Origin of the sequence: Nocardia sp. NPDC058176, assembly GCF_042883805.1 — a bacterium.
Taxonomy (GTDB): domain Bacteria; phylum Actinomycetota; class Actinomycetes; order Mycobacteriales; family Mycobacteriaceae; genus Nocardia.
In genome coordinates, this window is the sequence record NZ_JBHVVA010000002.1 from 604,264 (window position 1) to 626,745 (window position 22,482).

Sequence of the window (22,482 nt, forward strand, 5' to 3'; positions counted from 1 at the left end):
CCCCGACTCAGACCCCGACCCTGACCGGCCGGCCGGCCCGGAGGTCGCCACGTGCTGACCGTACTGAGCATCCTGCTCGGCATCGTCGTCGTCCTGCTCATCACCGCGCTGACCGGCTATTTCGTCGCGCAGGAATTCGCCTACATGGCCGTGGACCGGTCGCGGCTGGCCGCGGCCGCCGAGGCCGGTGACTCCCGCGCGGCCCGCGCGCTGACCGTCACCCGGCGCACCTCGTTCATGCTCTCGGGTGCCCAGCTGGGCATCACTGTCACCGGTCTGCTGGTCGGCTACGTCGCCGAACCGCTGATCGGGCGCGGACTGGGCGAACTGCTCGGTGGCGTCGGCATTCCGACCGCGGTCGGCGTCGCGGTCGGCACCGTGCTGGCCATCGCGTTCTCCACCCTGGTCCAGATGCTCTTCGGTGAGCTGTTCCCGAAGAACCTGGCCATCGCCCGCCCCGAGCCGGTGGCGCGCTGGCTGGCCACCTCGACCACGCTGTACCTGAAGCTGTTCGGCTGGCTGATCTGGCTGTTCGACCAGTCCTCGAACGTGCTGCTGCGCACGCTGCGGATCGAACCGGTGCACGATGTGGAGCATTCGGCCACCCCGCGCGATCTCGAGCACATCGTCGCCGCCTCCCGCGACGCCGGTGAGCTGCCGCCGGAGCTGTCGACCCTGCTCGACCGCATCCTGGACTTCCCGACCAGCACCGCCGAGCACGCCATGATCCCGCGGGCCAGGGTCGACACCGTCGGCATCGACGACTCCGTCGCCGAGGTGCTGCGCAAGATGGGCACCGGCCACACCCGCTACCCCGTGATCGGTGAGACCAGCGACGACCTGCTCGGCGTCATCGACCTGCACGACCTGCTCGGCGGCCCGCCCACCGGCACCGTCGCGAGCCGGTTGCGGCCCGCGGTCATGGTGCCCGGCTCGCTGCCGCTGCCCGAGGTCGTCGCCCAGCTCGACGCCGCCGAAGACGAGATGGCGCTGGTGGTCGACGAATACGGCGGCTTCGCCGGAATCGTCACCGTGGAGGACATCGCCGAGGAACTCGTGGGCGAGATCGCCGACGAGCACGATCCGGACTCCGGATCGCAGATCGTGGTCGCCGAGGCAGGCGGCTGGCTGGTCCCCGGCGAGCTGCGGATCGACGAGGCCGAACGCCTGCTCGATCTGCACCTGCCCAGCGGCGACTACGACACCGTCGCCGGACTCGTCATCGATACCTTCGCCGGCCTGCCGCCGGCGGGGACGGTCGTCGAGATCACCGCGCTGCCCGAGGGCGCCGACTACGCGAGCGCGCACCCGCCCGCGGCGAGGATCGTCGTCGCCGAGGTCCGCACGGTCGACCATCACGTACCCGCCACGGTCGCGCTCACCGTGCGCCGCGATCAGGAGTCCGACGATGAGTAATCCGTGGACGATCGCGGCGGTCACGATCGCGCTGATCGCGGCCAGCGCCTTCTTCGTCGCGGTCGAGTTCGCCCTCATCGCGGCCCGCAGGCACCGGCTCGAAGACGCCGCCCGAGACAGTCGCGCCGCCCGCGCGGCACTGCGCAGCTCGACCGAGCTCTCGGTGCTGCTCGCGGGCTCCCAGCTCGGCATCACCGTGTGCACCCTGGCGCTCGGCGCGGTCACCAAGCCCGCGGTGCACCACTGGCTGACCCCGCTGATCGAACGGATCGGCGCGCCGCTGTGGGTCGCCGACGTCGTCGGGTTCGTGCTGGCGCTGATCGTGGTGACCTTCCTGCACCTGGTGGTCGGCGAGATGGCGCCCAAGTCCTGGGCGATCGCGCATCCGGAGAAGTCGGCCATCCTGCTTGCCCTGCCGATGCGCGCCTTCATGTGGCTGACCAGGCCGCTGCTGACCGCGCTGAACCGGCTGGCCAACGCCTGCCTGCGCAAGGTGGGGGTGACCCCGGTCGACGAGGTCGACGCGGGCCAGAACCCGGCCGCGCTGCGCCACCTGGTGGAGCACTCGGCCACCGTCGGCACCCTCGACGAGCGCTACCACGGCAACCTCACCAGCGCGCTCGAGCTCGAACGCCTCACCATCGGCGACATCGTCCGGCCCGACCCCGCGCCGAGCACGGTCGCGCCCGGTGCGAACGCCGAGGCCATCCAGGAGACCTCGCGCCTGAGCGGGCACCTGCGCCTGCTGGTGCGCGACGACACGGGCATCCACGGCGTCGTGCACGTGCGCGACAGCATCACCGAGCCGGGCGCCACCGCGCGCACGCTGATGCGGCCGGTGCTGAGCGTGCCGACGAGCCTGCCGGTGTACGAGGCGCTGCGGATCATGCGGGAAGGGCGCAACCATCTCGCGGTGGTCACCGTGGCCGAGACCGGGGAGTTCCTCGGGCTCGTCACCATCACCGACCTGCTGCACCGGCTGCTGCCGAGCGCGGCCACGCCGGGCCTGTGAGCCATCGCTCAGGCAGCGCTGTTAAGAATCCGTTGGCAAGGTTGCGAAACCGGCCATAAACTGGACATATGGCCAAGACCTATGTCGGTGCGCGGCTGCGCCAGCTGCGCACCGAGCGGGGACTGAGCCAGGTCTCACTCGCCCAGAAACTGGAGATCTCGGCCAGCTACCTCAATCAGATCGAGCACGATGTGCGGCCGCTCACCGTGCCGGTACTGACGCGAATCAACGAGGTCTTCGGGGTCGATCCCACCTTCTTCTCCGCCCACGACGACACCCGGCTGATCGCCGAGCTGCAGGAAGTCGTGATGGACGCCGAGCTGGGCATCGAGGCCGACACCAAGGAGATCGCCGACATGGTCTCGGCGCATCCGTCGATGGCGCGCGCGCTGGTGGCCATGCACAACCGGTACCGCAACACCAGCGCCCAGCTCGCCGCCGCCACCGAGGACCGGTTCGCCGACGGCTCGGGCAGTGCCGCGATCAGCAAGCCGCACGAGGAAGTGCGCGACTACTTCTATCAGCGCCAGAACTACATCCACGAACTCGACACCGCCGCCGAGGATCTCACCACCCGCATCCGGTTCCACGGCGGCGAGGTGAGCACCGAGATCGTCCGGCTGCTGCGCGCGCACGGCGTACGGATCAGCGAACGGATCGACCTCGGCGAGGGCGTGCTGCACACCTTCGATCCCGAGACCAAGCAGCTCGAGATCTCCCCGCACCTGTCCGGCGGGCAGCGCACCTTCAAGCTCGCCGCCGAGCTGGCCTATCTCGAATGCGGGTCGCTGCTGGAAAAGCTGGTCGACGAGGGCAATTTCGCCTCCGACGCCTCCCGCAAGCTGGCCATGCTCGGTCTCGCCAACTACTTCGCCGCCGCGACGGTGCTGCCCTACACCCACTTCCACGAGGTGGCCGAGGATTTCCGCTACGACATCGAGCGCCTGTCGGCCTTCTTCTCGCAGAGCTTCGAGACCGTGTGCCACCGCCTCTCGACGCTGCAGCGCCCGACCCTGCGCGGCGTCCCTTTCTCCTTCGTCCGGGTCGATCGCGCGGGCAACATGTCCAAACGCCAGTCCGCCACCGGTTTCCACTTCTCGGCCAGCGGCGGCACCTGCCCGCTGTGGAACGTCTACGAGACCTTCGCCTACCCCGGCAAGATCATGACCCAGATCGCCCAGATGCCCGACGGCCGCAAGTACCTCTGGGTCGCCCGCACCGTGGAACGCCGCGCCACCCGCTACGGCCAGCCCTCCAAGACCTTCGCCATCGGCCTCGGCTGCGAACTACGCCACGCGGGCCGCGTCGTCTACGCCGACGGCATCGACCTAGGCGAAGCCACCGCCACCCCCATCGGCGCCGGCTGCCGAGTCTGCGTCCGAGCCAACTGCCCCCAACGCGCCTTCCCACCCCTGGGCAAATCCCTCGACATCAGCGAACACCGCAGCTCCGTCTCCCCCTACCTGATCAAGTGAGAACCGGAGATTCGGATCAGAAGGCTTCTTCTGGGAGGGACATGATGTCGTTGTCGAGGGTGGCGAGGATGTTCTTGGTTGCGGTGAGTTCGGGGAGGACGTTCTTGGTGAAGAAGGTGGCTGCGGCGATTTTGCCTTCGTAGAAGGGGCGGTCCTTGGGGGTGGATTCGCCTGCCAGGGCGGCGGTGGCTACTTCGGCTTGGGTGAGGAGGCGCCAGGCGATGAGGTAGTCGCCGACGGACAGGAGGAAGCGGACCGAGCCGAGGCCCACCTTGTAGAGCTCGGTGGGGTCGGATTGGCCTGCCATGGCGTAGCCGGTGAGGGTGGTGGCCATGGCGGTGATGTCGGACTGGGCGGTGCGCAGCAGGTCGCGTTCGGTCTTGAAGCGGCCGGTGTCGTTGTCCAGGAACGCGGTGATCTGGGCGTTGACGTGGGCCAGGGCGGTGCCGCCGTCGCGAATGATCTTGCGGAAGAAGAAGTCCTGGGCCTGGATGGCGGTGGTGCCCTCGTAGAGGGAGTCGATCTTGGCGTCGCGAATGTACTGCTCGATGGGGTAGTCCTGCAGATAGCCGGAGCCGCCGAAGGTTTGCAGTGACTCGGTGAGCAGCTGGTAGGCGCGTTCGGAACCGACACCCTTGACGATCGGCAGCAGCAGGTCGTCCACGCGATGCGCCAGCTCCGGATCGGCGCCCGAAACGAGCTGCGCCACATCGTGGTTCTGATGCGCGGCGGTATACAGATACACCGCCCGCAGCCCCTCCGCGTACGCCTTCTGCATCGCCAGCGAGCGGCGCACATCCGGGTGATGGGTGATGGTGACGCGCGGTGCGGCCTTGTCGGCCATCTGCGTCAGATCAGCACCCTGCACCCGAGTCTTGGCGTATTCCAGCGCATTCAGATACCCGGTCGACAATGTGCCGGACGATTTCACCCCCACCGTCATCCGCGCGTTCTCGATCACCTTGAACATCTGCGCGATCCCGTTGTGCACATCACCGACCAACCACCCCTTGGCCGGCACCGCCGTACCGCCGAAGGTCAGCTCACAGGTGGGCGAGGACTTGATACCCATCTTGTGCTCGACCCCGGTCACGTACACCCCGTTGCGATCGCCGAGTTCCAGTGTCTCCGAATCGAACAGGAACTTCGGCACGTAGAACAGCGAGAGCCCCTTGGTCCCCGGACCGGCCCCCTCGGGCCGCGCGAGCACCAGATGGAAGATGTTCTCGGCCACCTCGCCCACATCACCGCCGGAGATGAACCGCTTCACCCCTTCGATGTGCCACGACCCGTCGGGCTGCGGCACCGCCTTGGTCCGCCCCGCCCCCACATCGGACCCGGCATCGGGCTCGGTGAGCACCATGGTCCCCTGCCAGCCGCGCTCGAAACCACCACGCGCCCAGCGTTTCTGCTCGTCGTTGCCCACTTCGTAGAGCACCGACCCCATCAGCGGACCCATGTTGAAGAAGCTGGCCGAGGGATTGGCGCAGATGATGAGCTCGTTGATCGCCCACATCAGCACATTCGGCGCGGGCGTGCCGTCCATGCCCTCCGGCATGCCGAGGCGGTACCAGCCCGCCTCGTGCACGGCGGCCACCGTCTTGCGCAGCGGCTCGGGCACGGTGATGTCGAAGGTGGCGGGGTCGTAGACCGCCGGGTGCCGGTCGGCGTCGGCGAAGGACTCCGCGATCGGCCCCTCGGCCAGCCGCTGCACCTCGTCGAGGATCTGGCGGACCGTCTCGGAATCGAGATCGCCGTAGGCGCCGACGTCGAGGAGCTTGTCGAGCCCGAGCACCTCGAAGAGATTGAATTCGATGTCGCGCACGTTTGCCTTGTAGTGCCCCACTGGGGTCCTCCTCGACTGACCTACGCGCGACCCGTCGCCACGCGTTCGACGTCGTACGAATGGCAAGCGTGCCGCACCGGCGGCGGGCTACGCAACCGTAGGCGCACCGGTGTCCGAATCGGCTCGAGATGAACAATTCACACGTCGGAAACAGACGAAACCGGGCCGTGATCAACAGATATTCCGGTGCAACATGAGCCGCCTACTGTCTCGAATCACGAATACAGCCGCTGTATACAACCCGGTGTACATCCAGTCGCCGGGGGCGCGGCGGTGTTCGTTGTGGCGCGGATGGCGCCGCCGTTACACCTTGATGAGGAGAACCGCCCCATGTCTGATTCCCGTTTGGTCAAGGCACTCGCCGTGCCTGCCGCGGTGGCCATCGCCGGCTTGTTGCTCACCGGTTGCGGTGCGCGTGACGACGCCGACGAAGCGACGGCCACTTCCTGCGTCGACACCAGCAAGGACACCATCAAGGTGGGCTCGCTGCACTCGCTGTCGGGCACCATGGCCATTTCCGAGGTCACCGTGGCCAACTCGACCAAGCTGGCGATCGACCAGATCAACGCCGCGGGCGGTGTGCTCGGCAAGAAGATCGAGATCGTCCTCGAGGACGGCGCCTCGGACCCGAAGACCTTCGCCGAGAAGGCCGAGAAGCTGATCAGCTCCGACTGTGTGGCCGCGGTGTTCGGCGGCTGGACCTCGTCGAGCCGCAAGGCGATGAAGCCCAAGTTCGAGAGCCTGAACTCGCTGCTCTACTACCCCGTGCAGTACGAGGGCCTGGAAGACAGCAAGAACATCTTCTACACCGGCGCCACCACCAACCAGCAGATCGTCCCCGCGCTGGACTACCTCAAGGAAAAGGGCGTCAAGTCCCTGTACCTGGTGGGTTCGGACTACGTCTTCCCGCAGACCGCCAACCGCGTGATCAAGGCCTACGCCGAGGCCAACGGCATCGAGATCAAGGGCGAGGACTACACCCCGCTCGGCTCGACCGACTTCTCCACCATCGTCAACAAGGTGCGCTCGGCCAAGGCCGACGCGGTGTTCAACACCCTCAACGGTGACTCCAACGTCGCCTTCTTCCGCGAGTACACCAACGCGGGCCTCAAGGCCGCCGAGATGCCGGTCGTCTCGGTCTCGATCGCCGAGGAAGAGGTCGGTGGCATCGGCGCGCAGAACATCGCGGGCCAGCTGACCGCCTGGAACTACTACCAGACCGTCGATTCCCCGGCCAACGCCAAGTTCGTCGCCGACTACAAGGCCGCCTTCGGCGCCGACAAGCCCACCTCGGACCCGATGGAAGCCGCCTACGCCTCGGTCTTCCTGTGGAAGAACACCGTCGAGAAGGCCAACTCCTTCGGCGTCGCCGACATCCAGGCCGCGGCCGACGGTGTCAGCTTCGAAGCCCCCGAGGGCCTGGTCACCATCGACGGCTCCAACCACCACATCTCCAAGACCGCCCGCATCGGTGAGATCCGCCCCGACGGCCTGATCTACACCACCTGGGATTCCGGCGACGCGATCGAGCCGGACCCGTACCTGAAGTCCTACGACTGGGCCAAGGGCCTCAAGTAAGTAGCCCGACAGGTGTGGGACGCGCGCACCGCGCGTCCCGCACCGCCCCATTTCCAAGGAGTCCGCTGCAATGGACGTACTGATCGGCCAGCTCTTCACGGGGTTGAGCCTGGGATCAATTCTTCTGCTCGCCGCACTCGGCCTGTCGCTGACCTTCGGTCAGATGGGCGTCATCAACATGGCGCACGGCGAGTTCATCATGGCCGGTTGCTACACGACTTATGTTGTGCAGCAAGTGTTCTCATCGGCGGGTGTGTCGCTGATCGTCTCGTTGCTGATGGGCTTCCTCGTCGGTGGCCTGCTCGGCGCCGCCCTGGAAATGGGGTTGATCCGCTGGATGTACGACCGGCCGCTGGACACGCTGCTGGTCACCTTCGGTGTCGGCCTGGTACTGCAACAGGCCGCGCGTGACATCTTCGGCGCGCCCGCCAAGAACGTGCTGGTGCCCGAGTGGCTCAGCGGCGGCATCACCATCATGGGCGCGGTGGTCCCCAAGACCCGCATCTTCATCCTGGTGCTGGCGATCGTCGCGGTGACCGCGTTGGCCGCCGTGCTCAAGACCACCCCGATGGGTCGGCGCATCCGCGCGGTCGTGCAGAACCGCGGGTTGGCCGAAACCAGCGGTATCTCTTCGCGTTTCACCGATATCAGCACGTTCTTCATCGGTTCCGGCCTGGCCGGTGTCGCCGGTGTGGCGCTCACCCTGATCGGTTCGACGAGTCCCACCATCGGCCAGAGCTATCTGATCGACGCGTTCCTCGTCGTCGTGATGGGTGGCCTGGGCCAGATCAAGGGCACGGTGATCGCGGCGTTCGCGCTCGGCCTGCTCAACTCGTTCATCGAATACTCCACCACCGCGTCCATCGCGAAGGTGATCGTGTTCGTGCTCATCGTCATCTTCCTGCAGGTGCGCCCGCAGGGCCTGTTCACCGTGCGGACAAGGAGCCTGGCATGACCGCACTCACCGAACGTCTCCGCGAATATCCTCGCGCGACACCGCTGATCGGTTTCGGCGTCGCCGCGATCCTGTTGTTCGCCGTGGCGCCCGCCGTACTCAGCGATTTCCGGCTGAACCTGCTCGCCAAGTTCCTGTGCTTCGCCATCGTGGCCGCCGGCATCGGCCTGGCCTGGGGCCGTGGCGGCATGCTCACCCTCGGTCAGGGCGTGTTCTTCGGCATCGGCGCCTACATCATGGCCATGCACATGCAGCTCGCCGACGCCGCCCGCCTCGGCGAGGACGTTCCCGAGTTCATGCAGATCTCGGGCATCAGTGAGCTGCCGGGCTTCTGGCAGCCGTTCAGTTCGGCGCCGGTCACGATCATCGCCATCCTGGTGCTGCCCGCGCTGGTGGCCGCGGTGCTCGGCTACGGCGTGTTCAAGCGCCGGGTGCGTGGCGCCTACTTCGCCATCCTGAGCCAGGCGCTCGCGGCGGCGCTGGCCATCCTGCTCACCGGTCAGCAGGCCATCGGCGGCTTCACCGGGCTGTCGGACTTCCGCTCCTTCTTCGGCTTCCGGCTCTCCGATCCGGCCAACCGGCAGATGCTGTTCTTCATCGCCGCGGGCACGCTGCTCGTGGTGGTCGCGGCGATCCGCCAGCTCAACCGCAGCCGCTACGGCGAACTGCTCGTCGCGGTGCGTGACGCGGAGGAGCGGGTGCGCTTCCTCGGCTACGACCCGGCCAACATCAAGATCGTGGCCTACGTGGTCGCGGCCTTCCTGGCCGGTATCGCCGGTGCGCTGTTCACCCCGATCGTCGGCATCATCTCCCCCGCCGACATCGGCGTCATCCCGTCGATCGCGTTCCTGATCGGCGTCGCGATCGGTGGCCGCACCACGCTGCTCGGACCGGTCCTCGGCGCCATCGGTGTGGCCTGGGCGCAGACCTCGCTGTCGGAGTCGTTCCCCTCGGGCTGGACCTACATGCAGGGCATCTTGTTCATCGTGGTGGTCGGCTTCATCCCCGCCGGGCTCGCCGGGCTGTGGCCGCTGCTGCGCGGCTGGCTCGACAGCAGGCGCGCGAGCACCACACCCCCGCCCACGCCACCGGCGGAGGATACCGTCGGCACCGAGGAGAAGGTGGAAGCACGATGACCGCGACCCACGAACCCAAAGCCGGTGGCAATGCCGGAATGGACAGCGACTACCTCGAAATCCGTGGTCTCTCGGTGAGTTTCGACGGTTTCAAGGCGGTCACCGATGTCGACCTGACCGTGCTACAGGGCGACCTGCGATTCCTCATCGGCCCCAACGGCGCGGGCAAGACCACCCTGATCGACGCCATCACCGGCCTGGTCCCGGCCACCGGCTCGGCGCAGAAGGCCGGCGTCGAACTGCTCGGCAAGAAGGTGCACCAGATCGCCCGCCTCGGCATCGGGCGCACCTTCCAGACGGCGAGCGTGTTCGAACAGCTCACCGTGCTGCAGAACCTCGACATCGCGGCGGGCGCCGGCCGCTCGGCACTGTCGCTGCTGCGCACCCGCAAGTCGGTGCTGCCCAGCATCGAAGAGGCTTTGGAGACAACAGGTCTCACCGCACTGCGCGACAAGCCCGCCGGTGTGCTCGCGCACGGGCAGAAGCAGTGGCTCGAGATCGGCATGCTGCTGGTGCAGAACGCCTCGGTGCTGCTGCTCGACGAGCCCGTCGCCGGCATGAGCGCCGAGGAGCGCGAGGAGACCGGAAACCTGTTGCGCCGCATCGGCGGTGACCGCGTGGTCATCGTCGTCGAGCACGACATGGACTTCATGCGCTCCTTCGCCACCTCGGTCACCGTGCTGGCGGGCGGCAAGGTGCTCAGCGAGGGCAGTGTCGAACAGGTGCAGGCCGACCCGAAGGTGCAGGAGGTCTACCTCGGCACCGCGGCGCTGAGCGAGGACGACGTGCCAACGATCGACAAGGAGTCGGCGGATGCTTGAACTACACGAGATCCATTCCGGTTACGGTCGCACCGAAGTCATCCACGGTGTCAGCCTCACCGTCCCCGACGACAGCGTGGTCGCCATCATGGGCCACAACGGCGCGGGCAAGACCACCCTGCTGCGCACCGCGGTGGGCCTGCTCGGCACGAAGTCGGGCACCATCACCTTCGACGGCGAGAAGATCACCAAACTCTCGCCCTCGCAACGGGTCAAGCGCGGCATCGCCTATGTGCCGCAGGGCCAGCAGAGCTTCCCCCAGCTGAGCACCGCCGAGAACCTGCAGGTGGTGGCGGACGGGCGCAAGCGCGGCAAAGCGCTGATCGACGAGTCGCTCGACCTGTTCCCCGCGCTGCGTGAGCTGCTGCCCCGCAAGGCCGGTCTGCTCTCGGGCGGTCAGCGTCAGCAGCTCGCCATCGCGCGAGCGCTGATCACCGAGCCCAAGCTGCTCATCCTCGACGAGCCCACCGAAGGCATCCAGCCCTCGGTGGTCGCCGAGATCGAGCGCACCATCATCGAATTGACCCAGCGCGGCGGGCTGAGCGTGCTGCTGGTCGAGCAGCACATCGGCTTCGCGCTGCAGGCCGCCCAGCAGTACTACGTCCTGCATTCGGGGCATCTGGGTTCGAGCGGCGCGGGCGGTGCCGGCGCGGAATCCGCGGTCCGCGCGGCGATGGCCATCTGAACGCAGGCACGCGCAATGGCACACAGGGGGCGGGTGTCACTGGCCGAGCGAGTCTATGCCGAGCTTCGCCACGACCTCGCCACCGGAACGCTCCAGCCGACCGAACGGTTGCGGGCCGAACGGCTGGCCCAGCGGTACGGCGTCTCGCGCACTCCGGTGCGCGAGGCGCTGGCCCGGCTGCAGGCCGACGGACTCGTCCAGCGCCACGCCGACGGCCTCTACCTCTACCGACCGCGGCTCGACGAACTCGACGAACTGTACGAACTGCGAATCGTGTTGGAGTCCCGTGGTTTCCAGCGCATCGCCGTCACCGGTCCGGCGTATCCGCGCGGCGCGTCCGCGCACGATCTGCCCGCCGTGCGCGCCGAGCTCGCCCGCTGGCGCGAGTTCCGCGACGATCCACCCGAACCCGGTCCCGACCTGGTCGCCGCCGACGAGCGATTCCACACCGAATTACTCAGGGCAGCGGGCAATTCCGCGCTCGCCGAGGCGCTGACCGCGGTCTACGAGCGGGTCCGCCCGGTCCGCACCTTGGACGTGCCCAATGCCGAGCGGGTGGCGGCGATGACCGCCGATCACATCGTCATCGCCGAGCAGGTGCTCGCCGGTGACGACGAACGCGCGCTGCGCACCCTCACCGCGCACATCAATTCCTCCCGCGCCCACGTGCGGGTCCGCGCGGAGCAGGCGATCGCGTTCACCAAACTCGGTCGCGCCGTACGGGATTGACTGGTCAGCAGTCGGGCTGGAACGGCCAGCACTGGACCTGACTGACCGGGGTCGGCACCCGGGTGGTGGTTTCGGTGGTTTCCGACATCGGTCGCGGTCGCGAGGAATCGCGGACGAGGGCCGCGCCGATCACGACGAAGACCACCAGCACACCGATCAGCGCGACGGCGAGCACGACCACCGAGGCGAGCTTGCCGCGCGAACCCGCCGCGACCGGCGGCGGCGTCGGTTCGACCGGTTTGCGCGCCTGCTGCGGGAGCGGGGTGGGTGGTGGGCGGTTCTCGGCGAAGCCGTCCTCGGCGAGTTCGGCCCGGCTCGGCGCCAGCTCGGCCAGGCCGAGCGCGGTGCAGGTGTTGCGCACCCGGTCGATGGTCCAGTCGCGTGGTCCCGCGGAGAAGCCCTCCAGGTAGATCTGCAACTCGTGGGCGTCGACGGTATTGGCGACCAGCACGTCGAGACCGGGCCGCAGCGCCGTGCGCGCGGGCCGGACGACCACGCCCCGATACGGGATGAGCACCACCCCGCCGCAGACGTGCCTGCTGTCCTGTAGCGCGTGTTCCAGCGCCACCCGCACCGCGTGCACCCCGTGCTCGACCCGGTCGGTGAGTCCGTTGGGGGTCTCCACGTCCAGGTCGAGCGGGCTGTCACTGATCGTCCACTCGCCCCCGGCCGAGAGTGCGAGCAATCCGCTCTGCCGTCGCCGGAAGCCCTTCACCTCGATCACGGTGATCCCCCGTGGCGTGATCACCACCGCCCCGAGCCGACGATCACCCACCCGGCAATCGACCAGCGCGAGCCCCGTACTCGAAAAGGCGCGCAGGCATTCGACGAACTCCCGCTCGGCGCCGGTGAGCTCCGCACCCGGCCTGATCCGAACCAGCATTCCGATGTATCCCCTACCATGCTGCGACCTCGCACCGCCGCCGCGCGCTGCGGTACCCACCGATAATGACGCGCAACTGTTCCGAAAACCACTGGAAAGCAAAGAAAAACAGGAGTACTCCCGCACTCGCCACGCGATCCACCTACCGCCGGGTACGCTTTCTGCTCGGCCGGGCGACGTCTAGACGACAGGTGGACACGACATGGATTCAGCGCCCCTACCACGCGTTTCGCCGGGACGGTTCGCCGAACTCGGACCGATCAACTGGGTTGTCTGGCAGGCGCTTTCCCGAGCCGCCGGCACCGAGGACGCGCATCTGTTCAGCACACTGGGCCGCACCCGTGGACTGTTCCGTGGCTGGCTGCACTTCTCCGGCAAGCTCATGCCCGGCGGCCGGCTGCCCCGCGCCGAGGCCGAGCTGGTCATCCTGCGCGTGGCCCACCTGCGCGACTGCGACTACGAGACCGACCATCATCGCCGCCTCGGCCGCAAGGCGGGACTGACCGCCGTCGAGATCGATCGCGTCGGCGCCGGTCCGGAGGCCGAGGGATGGACACCGCGGCAGCGGGCCCTGCTCACCGCCGTCGACCAGCTGGTGACCACACGGAACATCGAGGACCCGGCCTGGGCCGAGCTGGCCGCGCACTACGACGAGCGGCTGCTGATCGAGATCGTGCTGCTGATCAACCAGTACGAGGGCCTGGCCTCGACCATCACGACGCTGCGGATCGAGCGCGACGCCTTCTAGGGTGTGATCCAGTTCATAGAGCGGCCGGGCGGAACTCTCCCCACAGTAAAGGCGTACAAAGTACAGAGTTCATCGCCGTCGAGGAGAGCCCATGCAGATCACCGCTTCCGTCATCTCGCTCAATGTCGCCGACCCGCGGGCCTCGGCGCGGTTCCTCATCGACCACCTCGGCTTCACCGAGCAGATGGCCGCCGACGGATTCGTCTCACTGACCCGGCCCGACGCGGGAGTGAACGTCGTCTACCTGCGCACCGGTCTCGCCACGTTCAAACCGGCCCGGATCGCGGGCAGCGCGGGTGAGGGCCTGCTGGTGGCGTTCGTCGTCGACGACATCGACGGCGAGTACGAGCGCCTGCGCGCCGAGGGCGTCCCGATCGAGACGCCCATCGAGACCGAGGAGTGGGGCGAGCGCTACTTCCAGATGACCGACCCCAACGGGATCGTCATCCAGCTCGTGCAGTGGGTGTGATCAGCGGCGCGCGACCCGCAGCGCCGCGACGATCATCGGGATCTGCAACGGCAGGCGGGCCAGCACCCCGGCCTTGAAGACAGGCGAGGCCTTCGGGTTGCCGACCACGTCGACGGCCATCTGCACATTGGCGGGGAAGACGCCGACGAACAGGGCCGCGGCCAGCCAGCCGCCGAGCCGGCGGGTGCGCGGCACGGCCAGTGCCATCGCCACGCCGAGCTCGGCGACGCCGGACGCGTAGGTGTAGGTCCGCGCGTTGCCGGGCAGCTTCGGTGGCACGATGCCGTCGAACGGCTTGGGCGCGACGAAATGCAGGACACCCATGAAGAACAGCGGTGCGCTCAACCAGATGTGCGTGCGACGGGGAGTATCAGAAGCCACCCTTCGCACTCTGCCACACCGCTGCCGCCAGGCCCACCCTCGGCTCGAGCAGCGTGTGCCGTGCCCGAGCTCGCGTTCGGTCCTGCCGAGCACCCTCAGCTCAGCAGCGCGCGCACCGCGTCGAGCGGCGGGGTCGGGGCCGCGTCGAGCAGCTTGCGCAGGTCGCCGCTGCGCACCTCGAGCAGGCCCGCCGCCATCCCGGTGTCGGCATCGGCCAGGGTGGCGGCGAAGGCGTCGGGGAGCCCGGCGCCGCGCAGCACCGCCGCGTAGTCGGCTTCGGCGAGGTTCTCGTAGCGCACCGGACGGTCCGCGACCCGGGTGACCAGCGCGGCGAGATCGGCGCCGGTGAGCGCGTCGTCGCCGCCGAGTTCGTAGACGCGACCCTCGTGCCCGTCGGTGGTGAGCACCTTGGCGGCCGCGGTGGCGTAGTCGGCGCGGGTCGCGCCGGAGATCCGGCCGTCGCCGGAGGCACCGACGAGGACGCCGGTCTGCGCGGCGTGCGCGAGCCCGGCGGCGAAGTTCTCCCAGTACCAGCCGTTGCGCAGCAGCACGGTGGGCACCGTGGCGGTGGCGAGCACGTCCTCGGTGGCCCGATGCTCCTGGGCGAGGATCATCGAGTTCTCGGAGGCGTTGGCGATGCTCGTGTAGGCGAGCAGGCGTACGCCCGCCCGTTCCGCGGCACGAATGACGTTGGTGTGCTGGGCAACCCGCTGCCCGAACTCGCTCCCGGAGATCAGCAGCAGCCGCTCGACCCCGGCCAGCGCCGTGTCGAGGGCAGCCGGGTCGTCGTAGGACGCCTGCCGGACCTCGACACCGCGCTCGGCCAGGTCGGCGACCTTGGCCGGGTCACGCACGATGGCGACGGGCCGCTGCCCCTCGCTCAGCAGGGCCTCGACGACGAGCCTGCCCAGTTGTCCGCTCGCTCCGGTCACCGCGATCGTCATGAATTCCTCCATACTGTTCGACATGTACTAACTATTAGTAAGCACTATGCATTCAGCAGTCGCTCTGGTCAAGCCCGGTACGATCGTGACCATGAGCACGCCGCGTCCCCCGTCGACCGAGGACGATCCGACGCTGGAAGCCGACGTCTTCGCCCGCAACTGCGCGTCCCGCCCGGTCCTGCAGAATGTCGCCAGCCGCTGGGGCGTCCTCGCCCTGGTGGCCTTGCGCGAGGGCCCCTACCGCTTCAGCGCGCTACGCCGCCGCGTCGACGGCGTGAGCGAACGCATGCTCTCGCAGACCCTGCAGGCCCTCGAACGCGACGGCATGGTCCACCGCGAAGTACTCGAGGCGATCCCGCCGCGCGTGGAGTACACCCTGACCGACCTGGGCGCGCAGGTGGCCGACCGCCTGGATTCGCTGATCGAGGTCCTGGAGACCAACCTCGACGCCATCCAGCAGGCCCAGCTTGCCTACAAGCCGAGAATGGGCGCTCGCCACCCGGAGCCTTCCGGCACCGGCTAGGACCCGGGCGAGCGGACTCAGCCTTGCCCGCGCCGCAGCAGGTCCGAGACCGTGGTGAAGGTGTAGCCCTGTTCGCGCAGGCCCTGCACGATGTCGGGGACGGCGTCGGCCGAGGGCTGGCGGAACATGACGTGGAGCAGGATGATCGAGCCGGGGCGGGTCTGGGCGAGGGTGTCGGCGACGATCTGCTCGCGGGTCTCGCCGCCGCGGGAGTCGGGTTCGACGTCCCAGGTGACCGTGGTGCGGTCGTGGTCGGCGAGGTATTTGGGCAGGCCCCAGAGTTTCTTGCCGTAGGGCGGGCGGAAGGTGATCTCGCCCTGGTAGCCGGTGCGGCGGATCTCGTCGTCGGTGCGTTCGATCTCGCCGCGCACGGTGTCGCCGGAGACGAGCACCATCCGGCGATGGGAGTAGGTGTGGTTGCCGAGCTCGTGGCCCGCGGCCGCGATGGCGGCGCCGTGTTCGGGGTGCTCGGCCAGGTCCTTGCCGTTGAGGTAGAAGGTCGCGGGCACGTCGAGCTCGGCGAGCGTGCGCAGGATCTCGGGGGTGCGCTCGCTCGGGCCGTCGTCGAAGGTCAGCGCGATCAGCTTCTCGTCGGTCTCGACCCGGTCCACCAGTCGACCGGCCAGCTGATAGGTGCGGGAGTTCATCAACACGTACAGACCGGCGACCACCGCCAGCACGACGACGATGCCGACGACTCCACCGATCAACCACTTGCGACGCACCCCAGCTGTATACCCGAACCGGGGGTGCGCCGCGAGTACGCGCTAACTCAGACGATGACCTGGGTGATGTCGCCCGGGTTCAGGTAGTCGAAGAACCGGTGCGCGCCTTCCTCGGTCATCCGCACGCAACCGTGCGACTGTGCCTGGATCGGGCCCACATGGAATGCCATGTCCCCGTTGAAGAAGGTGGCCCAGCGCATCGGCGCGTTGTGCATGGTGCTCCAGTGGAATTCCCGCTTGAAGGAAATCCGGGTCACCGCGGGCGGCGTCTCGAATCCGCCCTTCCCGTGCGAGATCGGCGTCGGGCCGAACACCACCCGCCCGTTGTCGACCAGCCACGCCTCGTTCGTCGACAGCCGCATGCAGGCCTTGGCCTCGACCACCGGGCACGGTGACGGCGTCGCGATGATGGAGGGAACACCGGGAACATCGGGCCCGCCAGGGAAGAGCGGTTCGGCCGCCGCCGGTACCACCGTGGCGAAACCGGCCACCGCCAGCACCGCCGCACATCGTGCCGTCCAACCGAGAACGCTGTTACGCACCATCGAGTAGTTGCCTCTCAACCGTGCCCACCACCACGGGCCAACCCCGGGCGAGGGGACCATCTCATGAAACAAGAACAGTTCGAACACGAGCGTGGAACAAACAACCTGGAGGTCCGTCGATCATCTGCCATGGAACGCGATTCGCCAAATCACTTCCCGGCAATTTGACCGAAAAGAAATAGAAGAAATCCCACCTCCCATACTCCCAGCCACACCTCAAACCGTGCGGAGACCGCCATGACTGCACTCCCAGCCCCGCACCCGCGACCCCGAGGAGCGGCGGCCGCGAAGCGGCCGGTCGCGGCCGGGCCGCCGGTCAGGCGCCGCGGCGTAGGCGACGAAGGAGCAAGCCGCGGTGCCTGACCGGTGGCCCCTCAGGGCCGCGACTCGAGCGCGCCAGCGCTCCAACAAACACAGCCCGTACACCTTCCCGTGTCACCAAAACCCCAAGTCCCAACCAACAACAAACCGGGCCATCGCGAACGATGACCCGGCCCGTCAAACCCAATTCAGAAGTTGATCATGTGCCCCGCGAGACCATGAATGGCCTCCTGCAGCGCCTCGCTCAACGTCGGGTGCGTATGCACATTCCGTGCCAGCTCGTTCACCGTCAGATCCCACTTCTGCGCCAGCGTCAACTCCGGCAGCAGTTCGGAGACATCGGGCCCGATCAGGTGCCCGCCGATGAGCTCACCATGGGTCTTGTCCGCGATCAGCTTCACGAAACCGGTCGGATCGGCCAGACCGTGCGCCTTGCCGTTGGCGGTGAACGGGAAGGTCGCGACCTTCACGTCGTAGCCCTCGTCGCGAGCCTGCTCCTCGGTGAGGCCGAAGCTGGCGACCTGCGGCTGACAGAACGTCGCGCGCGGCATCATCCGGTAATCACCCAGGGTCAGGGTCTCCGCGCCCGCGATGGTCTCGGCCGCGACCACGCCCTGCGCCTCGGCCACGTGGGCCAGCTGCAGCTTGGCGGTGACGTCACCGATCGCGTAGATGTGCGGCACGGTGGTGCGCATGTACTCGTCGATCTCGATCGCGCCACGGTTGGTCAGCGCGACACCGGTGGCCTCGAGGCCGTAGCCCTCGACGCGGGGCGCGAAGCCGACGGCCTGCAGCACCTTGTCCACGGTGACGGTCTCGATCGCGCCGGAGGCGTTGTCCTTGATCTGGACGGTGACCTTGGAGCCGTCGTCCTCGATCGACTGCACGGCCGCACCGGTGGTGATGGTGATGCCGAGCTTCTTGTACTGCTTGGTGATCTCCTTGGACACGTCGATGTCCTCGTTGGGCAGGGCCCGGTCGAGGAACTCCACGATCCGCACGTCCACACCGTAGTTCTTGAGGACGTAGGCGAACTCCATGCCGATCGCGCCCGCACCCACGATCAGGATCGAACCGGGCAGCTCACGAGTGAGGATCTGCTCCTCGTAGGTCACCACATTGTCGGAGAGCTGGGTGCCCGGTAGCAGCTTGGTGGTGGTGCCGGTGGCGATGATGGCGTTGTCGAACGTGATGGTCTCCACGCCGCCCTTGGTCAGGGCCACGTCGAGGGAGTTCGGGCCGGTGAAGGTGCCGAGACCGTCGAACTCGTCGATCTTGTTCTTCTTCATCAGGAAGTGCACGCCCTTGACGCGCCCGTCCGCGACCTTGCGGCTGCGGTCGAAAGCGGCACCGAAGTCGAAGCTGACCTCACCGGAGATGCCGAAGGTCTTGGCTTCCTTGTGGAAAATGTGGGCCAGCTCGGCGTTGCGCAGCAGTGCCTTGGACGGGATGCAGCCCACGTTCAGGCACACGCCACCCCAGTATTTCTGCTCGACAATCGCTGTTCGCAGGCCGAGTTGAGCGGCACGGATCGCGGCGACATATCCGCCGGGACCAGCGCCGAGAACGACGACATCGTAGTGGGAAGTCACGTCACCGAGCCTAACTCTGTTTCGAACACTTCACCCACCCGTCCCCCACATAGGTGAGATGCGCCTGGCCTACTGTCGAGATGGTGAGCGGCGTGGCAGGCGGGGGCACCAGCCGGCTCGACGGGACGGTCTCGACGCATCTGGTTCGACTGCTGGTCGACGCCGCCCGGCGCGCGGGCGCGGACGAGGCGCAGATCGCGCGGACACCCGGCACCGACGACGCACTCCTGCGCGACGAACTCAACCGGATCCCGATGAGTTCGCTGGTGCGGCTGTGGGAGTTGATCGCCAACGCGCGGCCGGGCGCCGGCGCCGGTGCGGCGGTGGTGGCCGGCGGGCCCGCGAGGCCACCGCCCGGCGGATCGTCCCGGCCCGGATCACCTTCGGCCATCGCGCACCGGCCGACCGCTCCGCCCTGATCACCGCCTTCGGCACCGGCAACATCGAATTCGACGCCGCCGCCGACTCGATCACCTTCCACCCCGACGACGCGAACGCCCCGCTCCCCCGCGCCGACCCGATGCTCGCCGACCTCCTGCGCAGCCACGCCGACCTGGTCCTGTCCTCGGCCCGCCCCGTCGCCGACCCCCTCGCCCCTTTCCGCGCCGCCCTGGCCACCGCCCTCGACGCGGGCGAACCCACCCTGTCCCGAGTGGCGAAAGCCCTTGCCATGAGCGAACGTTCACTGCAACGTCACCTCGCCGAGCACGGCACCTCCTGGCGCGCCGAGCTCGACCTGATCCGCTACGAACGCGCGAAAGCCCTGCTCGACCAGGGCCACAGCACCTCGACGATCGCCGGTCGCCTCGCCTTCACCGACGACCGTGCCCTCCGAAAAGCGTTCCACCGCTGGACCGGCGCCTCGCCCGGCGCCGCCCGCTCCGGCTAGTCGCGCTCGCCAGACCGCAGCGCGCCCACGATCTCCTCGGCGAGCAGGATGCCAGCCAGGCCGTGGCCGTGTTTTTCCCGGCGCACGAGGGAGATGACGTTGTCGCTGAAGGCGTCGCGCACCGGCCGGTAGGCCAGGCGGCCGTCGCGCAGTTCCTCGGCGATGTCGAACTCGCTGAGAAACGCGATGGCCTCGCCGGAGGTCGCGAGCCGTTTCATGGTCTCGATCGAATTGGTGTGGAACGCGGGGTGGATGTCGAGCGCGGCCTTCGCGAACGCCTCGGCGACGATGCCGTGGATGACCATGGAGCGGTCGGCGAAGATCAGCGGAAACGGGGTGCACTGAGCGAGCGGAACGGTGTCCATGGCGGCGAGCGGATGATGCGGGCCGACCACCACGCCGAGCCGGGTGTTGATCCGCCAGCAGGTCTCGAGCTGCGTCGAGGTCGGGATGTTGAAGCCGAGGCCGAGGTCGGCCTCGCTGTTCTCGACCGCCTGCACGATGTCGAGGGTCGACATGGTGCGGATCGAGATCCTGACCTGCGGATGACGCGCGTGGAACGTCGCCGCCGCGGTGGCGACGACGCCGCTGGCCAGGCCGGTCATCGTGGCGATCACCACCTCGCCGCTGCCGAGGGCGCGCAGATCGCGGATGTCGGCCACCGTCTCGCGGTACTGCTGCAGCGTCTGCCTGATGTGGGCCACCAGCGCCTCGCCCGCCGGGGTGAGGCGCATGCCGCGGGGCAGGCGCTCGAACAGTGGCTGGTCGAGTTCGGCCTCGAGCAGCAGGATCTGGCGGTTGATCGCCGAGGGGGCGACGTGCAGCCGGGCACCGGCCGCGCGAATGGACCCCAGCCGCGCCACCTCGTCGATGTACTGCAGCAATCGCGAATGGAGCACCACGCACCTCCTCACCGAAACTGTGCGAAATGTTAGTACACCTCGTGCGAAAACGAATGCTTGTGGGCAACGGTGCTCGTCGCGTCCAATCAATACAGGCAGTGAATATCGACGTGAGGACCGCCATGACCCAGCAGAATTCGACGACCGCCACCCGCACCGAGGTCGCCGCTCAGGACGACCACGTACGGACCATCTTCGGCATCCTGGAAGGCGAGCGGGAAGCCGACCTGCTGCTGCGCAATCTGCACATCCTCGATGTGCACAGCGAAACCGTTTACCCGGGCTCGCTGCTGGTCCACGGCGAACGCATCATCGCGCTGAACCCCGACGAATCGATCGTGCGATTTCGCGAATCCTTCGACGGCAACGGTCTTTACGCCATTCCGGGCCTGATCGACGTGCATCTGCACTTCGAATCCCAGCTCGCCCATCCGGCGGCCTTCGGTGAGGCGATCGTGCCGAGCGGAACGACCACCGTGTTCGGGGAAACGCTCGATTTCGCCAGCGCGGCCGGAGCCGAAGCCGTCGAGGCCGCGCGGGCACTGTTCGCCGAGCACGAGAAGCTCCCCTACCGGCTCTACGCCTTCGCGCCCGGAAAGAAGTCCGCTCCCGAAATCACCGAGGCGATGCTGGAAATGGACCCGGTGATCGGCCTCGGCGAACTGGCCCACCTGTCGTATATGACCGGCAATGCCGACGATTTCCGCAAGTCCGCGCTCGGGCGCGCGAACGCGGGATTCGTGAACTGTCACTGGGGCGTCACCTCGCTGTCGGACACGCTGCTCAACTACATGCCCGCGATCGGCGTCGACAACAACCACGATGTCTGGAACGAGGACGACATCGAGAAGAGCATTCGCTACGGCCTGAACACCCAGATCAAATTCGGGGTCGGCAGTCCCGAGGTGATTCGAACGATGTTGCGCGCCATCGTGAAACGTCGCTGGCCGGCCGAGAATTTCCAGCTGTGCGCCGACAACATCTCGGTGGACCGGGTCCTGCGGCAGGGCCATATCGACTGGGTGATCTCGCTGGCCGTCGAGATGGGCATGCCGCCGATCCAGGCGATCAAGATGGGCACGCTGTACGCCGCGCGGTCCTTCCACAAGGACCGCGATCTCGGCTCGCTGAGCCCGGGCCGATTCGCCGACATCGTGCTGACCGACAGCCTCGCCAAGATCAATCCCCGCTATGTCTTCAAGGGCGGCAAGCTCGTCGCCAAGGACCGTCGCCTGCTCGAGCCGGTCGGCATCGACTACTCGGTTCTGGCCAAGGAGCCCCGGCCCGGCCTCGCCGACCTGCGGTCCGAGCAGCTCGATCTCACCCCGCTCGAGATCTCTGCGGACGGCACGCAGGCGAAGGTGCTGCTGTTCGACGTCTACGGGCGCGGGCATCTCAAGTTCGCCCAGGAGGTCTGGGTGCCGTGGCGCGACGGCTCGGTGATCCCCGAATACGAAGGCGTGCGGCTCAACCGGATCTCGGTCGTGCAGCGCTACGCCGATGGGCAGCGGCACATCGTCAACGCACTGTTCAAGGGCGTCGCGATCGACCGCGGCGCCGTCTCGACCTTCTGGCCCGCCCCGTCCGCCTATTTCGTGGTCGTCGGCAATGACAGCACCGAGATGCGCGACAATCTCCAGCACCTGGACGGCCTGGTCGGCGGCTGTGTCGTGACCGAAGCCGCCGAGGTGAAAGCCGTTCTGCCGCTGAACTTCTACGGAGTGATGGCCGACATGGACCTCGCCGAACTCGTCGAAGCGACCCGCTCGATCGACGACGCCCTGGCGAAGCTGGGCAACCACAACGAAGGCGAACCGGTCGTCAACAAGCTACTGACGCTGTTCATCTCGCTCGATCGCTTCGGCTTCATGAAATAGCCGCGGCCACCAGAGCAAGGGACCATCGCC

The 22,482-nt window shown here is 67.7% G+C and carries 23 protein-coding genes; 15 read left to right on the plus strand and 8 right to left on the minus strand.

All coding sequences use genetic code 11. The annotated features are described in order from the left end of the window. The first annotated feature begins 51 nt into the window (after positions 1–51). The 3 genes from ACFVVM_RS15315 to ramB all read left to right on the plus strand — a co-directional run bounded on the left by ACFVVM_RS15315 (position 52) and on the right by ramB (position 3,903). Complete coding sequence (locus ACFVVM_RS15315) at positions 52–1,416, plus strand: hemolysin family protein (protein ID WP_387617856.1); 1,365 nt, start codon at positions 52–54, stop codon at positions 1,414–1,416. Beyond that, positions 1,409–2,428, plus strand: coding sequence for a hemolysin family protein (locus ACFVVM_RS15320; RefSeq protein WP_387617858.1), 1,020 nt, complete (start codon positions 1,409–1,411; stop codon positions 2,426–2,428). The genes ACFVVM_RS15315 and ACFVVM_RS15320 overlap by 8 nt, the downstream gene beginning before the upstream one ends. Positions 2,429–2,496: 68 nt before the next feature. Further along, entirely contained in the window at positions 2,497–3,903 is a 1,407-nt protein-coding gene (gene ramB / locus ACFVVM_RS15325; RefSeq protein ID WP_387617860.1) for an acetate metabolism transcriptional regulator RamB, read from the plus strand. A 16-nt stretch (positions 3,904–3,919) separates the two neighbouring features. On the opposite strand, the gene ACFVVM_RS15330 is transcribed toward ramB, so the two are convergent. Then, positions 3,920–5,749: an acyl-CoA dehydrogenase gene (locus tag ACFVVM_RS15330; RefSeq protein ID WP_387617862.1), complete on the minus strand. Its 1,830-nt coding sequence runs from the start codon at positions 5,747–5,749 to the stop codon at positions 3,920–3,922. Between the two features lie 330 nt (positions 5,750–6,079). Between ACFVVM_RS15330 and urtA the strand changes: the two genes are divergently transcribed. From urtA to ACFVVM_RS15360, 6 genes are all read left to right on the plus strand, one after another. After that, positions 6,080–7,327 (plus strand): urea ABC transporter substrate-binding protein, encoded by a 1,248-nt coding sequence (gene urtA / locus ACFVVM_RS15335; RefSeq protein ID WP_387617864.1) that lies wholly within the window; start codon positions 6,080–6,082, stop codon positions 7,325–7,327. Between the two features lie 70 nt (positions 7,328–7,397). Next, positions 7,398–8,282 carry an urea ABC transporter permease subunit UrtB gene (gene urtB, locus ACFVVM_RS15340; protein ID WP_387617866.1) on the plus strand — a complete coding sequence of 295 codons (885 nt, stop codon included), beginning with the start codon at positions 7,398–7,400 and terminating at the stop codon, positions 8,280–8,282. Further along, entirely contained in the window at positions 8,279–9,418 is a 1,140-nt protein-coding gene (gene urtC / locus ACFVVM_RS15345; RefSeq protein WP_387617868.1) for an urea ABC transporter permease subunit UrtC, read from the plus strand. Before urtB ends, urtC begins: the two co-directional genes overlap by 4 nt. Next, on the plus strand, positions 9,415–10,239 hold the full coding sequence (gene urtD, locus ACFVVM_RS15350; RefSeq protein WP_387617870.1) for an urea ABC transporter ATP-binding protein UrtD: 825 nt from the start codon (positions 9,415–9,417) through the stop codon (positions 10,237–10,239). Before urtC ends, urtD begins: the two co-directional genes overlap by 4 nt. Next, complete coding sequence (gene urtE, locus ACFVVM_RS15355; RefSeq protein ID WP_387617872.1) at positions 10,232–10,924, plus strand: urea ABC transporter ATP-binding subunit UrtE; 693 nt, start codon at positions 10,232–10,234, stop codon at positions 10,922–10,924. Before urtD ends, urtE begins: the two co-directional genes overlap by 8 nt. A 15-nt stretch (positions 10,925–10,939) precedes the next feature. Next, positions 10,940–11,653, plus strand: coding sequence for a GntR family transcriptional regulator (locus ACFVVM_RS15360; RefSeq protein WP_387617874.1), 714 nt, complete (start codon positions 10,940–10,942; stop codon positions 11,651–11,653). 4 nt (positions 11,654–11,657) lie between these two features. Here the strand turns inward: ACFVVM_RS15360 and ACFVVM_RS15365 are convergent, their stop codons facing one another. After that, positions 11,658–12,536 (minus strand): NERD domain-containing protein, encoded by an 879-nt coding sequence (locus ACFVVM_RS15365; RefSeq protein WP_387617876.1) that lies wholly within the window; start codon positions 12,534–12,536, stop codon positions 11,658–11,660. Between the two features lie 202 nt (positions 12,537–12,738). Between ACFVVM_RS15365 and ACFVVM_RS15370 the strand changes: the two genes are divergently transcribed. Continuing rightward, the gene (locus tag ACFVVM_RS15370) at positions 12,739–13,284 is read left to right on the plus strand and encodes a carboxymuconolactone decarboxylase family protein (RefSeq protein WP_387617878.1); all 546 of its coding nucleotides are present in this window, start codon (positions 12,739–12,741) and stop codon (positions 13,282–13,284) included. A gap of 91 nt (positions 13,285–13,375) precedes the next feature. Beyond that, a complete protein-coding gene (locus ACFVVM_RS15375) occupies positions 13,376–13,753 on the plus strand; it encodes a VOC family protein (protein ID WP_387617880.1) in 378 nt (125 codons plus the stop codon). Here the strand turns inward: ACFVVM_RS15375 and ACFVVM_RS15380 are convergent, their stop codons facing one another. Together ACFVVM_RS15380 and ACFVVM_RS15385 are read right to left on the minus strand one after the other, a co-directional pair. Beyond that, positions 13,754–14,077: a hypothetical protein gene (locus tag ACFVVM_RS15380; RefSeq protein WP_387619223.1), complete on the minus strand. Its 324-nt coding sequence runs from the start codon at positions 14,075–14,077 to the stop codon at positions 13,754–13,756. It lies immediately after the preceding gene. Positions 14,078–14,229: 152 nt separating this feature from the next. Beyond that, positions 14,230–15,078, minus strand: a complete 849-nt coding sequence (locus ACFVVM_RS15385) for an SDR family oxidoreductase (RefSeq protein WP_387619226.1) — start codon at positions 15,076–15,078, stop codon at positions 14,230–14,232. Between the two features lie 91 nt (positions 15,079–15,169). Between ACFVVM_RS15385 and ACFVVM_RS15390 the strand changes: the two genes are divergently transcribed. Continuing rightward, positions 15,170–15,601 carry a winged helix-turn-helix transcriptional regulator gene (locus ACFVVM_RS15390; protein ID WP_387617882.1) on the plus strand — a complete coding sequence of 144 codons (432 nt, stop codon included), beginning with the start codon at positions 15,170–15,172 and terminating at the stop codon, positions 15,599–15,601. Positions 15,602–15,618: 17 nt separating this feature from the next. On the opposite strand, the gene ACFVVM_RS15395 is transcribed toward ACFVVM_RS15390, so the two are convergent. The 3 genes from ACFVVM_RS15395 to lpdA form a co-directional block, all read right to left on the minus strand. Beyond that, positions 15,619–16,326 carry a polysaccharide deacetylase family protein gene (locus ACFVVM_RS15395; protein WP_387617884.1) on the minus strand — a complete coding sequence of 236 codons (708 nt, stop codon included), beginning with the start codon at positions 16,324–16,326 and terminating at the stop codon, positions 15,619–15,621. A 47-nt stretch (positions 16,327–16,373) separates the two neighbouring features. Beyond that, complete coding sequence (locus tag ACFVVM_RS15400) at positions 16,374–16,889, minus strand: L,D-transpeptidase (RefSeq protein WP_387617886.1); 516 nt, start codon at positions 16,887–16,889, stop codon at positions 16,374–16,376. 491 nt (positions 16,890–17,380) lie between these two features. Next, positions 17,381–18,784 carry a dihydrolipoyl dehydrogenase gene (gene lpdA / locus ACFVVM_RS15405; RefSeq protein WP_387617888.1) on the minus strand — a complete coding sequence of 468 codons (1,404 nt, stop codon included), beginning with the start codon at positions 18,782–18,784 and terminating at the stop codon, positions 17,381–17,383. 83 nt (positions 18,785–18,867) lie between these two features. Between lpdA and ACFVVM_RS15410 the strand changes: the two genes are divergently transcribed. Then, positions 18,868–19,203, plus strand: a complete 336-nt coding sequence (locus ACFVVM_RS15410) for a hypothetical protein (RefSeq protein WP_387617890.1) — start codon at positions 18,868–18,870, stop codon at positions 19,201–19,203. Positions 19,204–19,454: 251 nt separating this feature from the next. Continuing rightward, entirely contained in the window at positions 19,455–19,673 is a 219-nt protein-coding gene (locus ACFVVM_RS15415; RefSeq protein ID WP_387619229.1) for a helix-turn-helix domain-containing protein, read from the plus strand. Here the strand turns inward: ACFVVM_RS15415 and ACFVVM_RS15420 are convergent. Continuing rightward, positions 19,670–20,572: a LysR family transcriptional regulator gene (locus ACFVVM_RS15420; protein WP_387617892.1), complete on the minus strand. Its 903-nt coding sequence runs from the start codon at positions 20,570–20,572 to the stop codon at positions 19,670–19,672. The two genes, ACFVVM_RS15415 and ACFVVM_RS15420, sit on opposite strands and share 4 nt — an antisense overlap. A 125-nt stretch (positions 20,573–20,697) precedes the next feature. Between ACFVVM_RS15420 and ACFVVM_RS15425 the strand changes: the two genes are divergently transcribed. Beyond that, positions 20,698–22,452, plus strand: a complete 1,755-nt coding sequence (locus ACFVVM_RS15425) for an adenine deaminase C-terminal domain-containing protein (protein WP_387617893.1) — start codon at positions 20,698–20,700, stop codon at positions 22,450–22,452. The last annotated feature ends 30 nt before the right edge of the window (positions 22,453–22,482 follow it).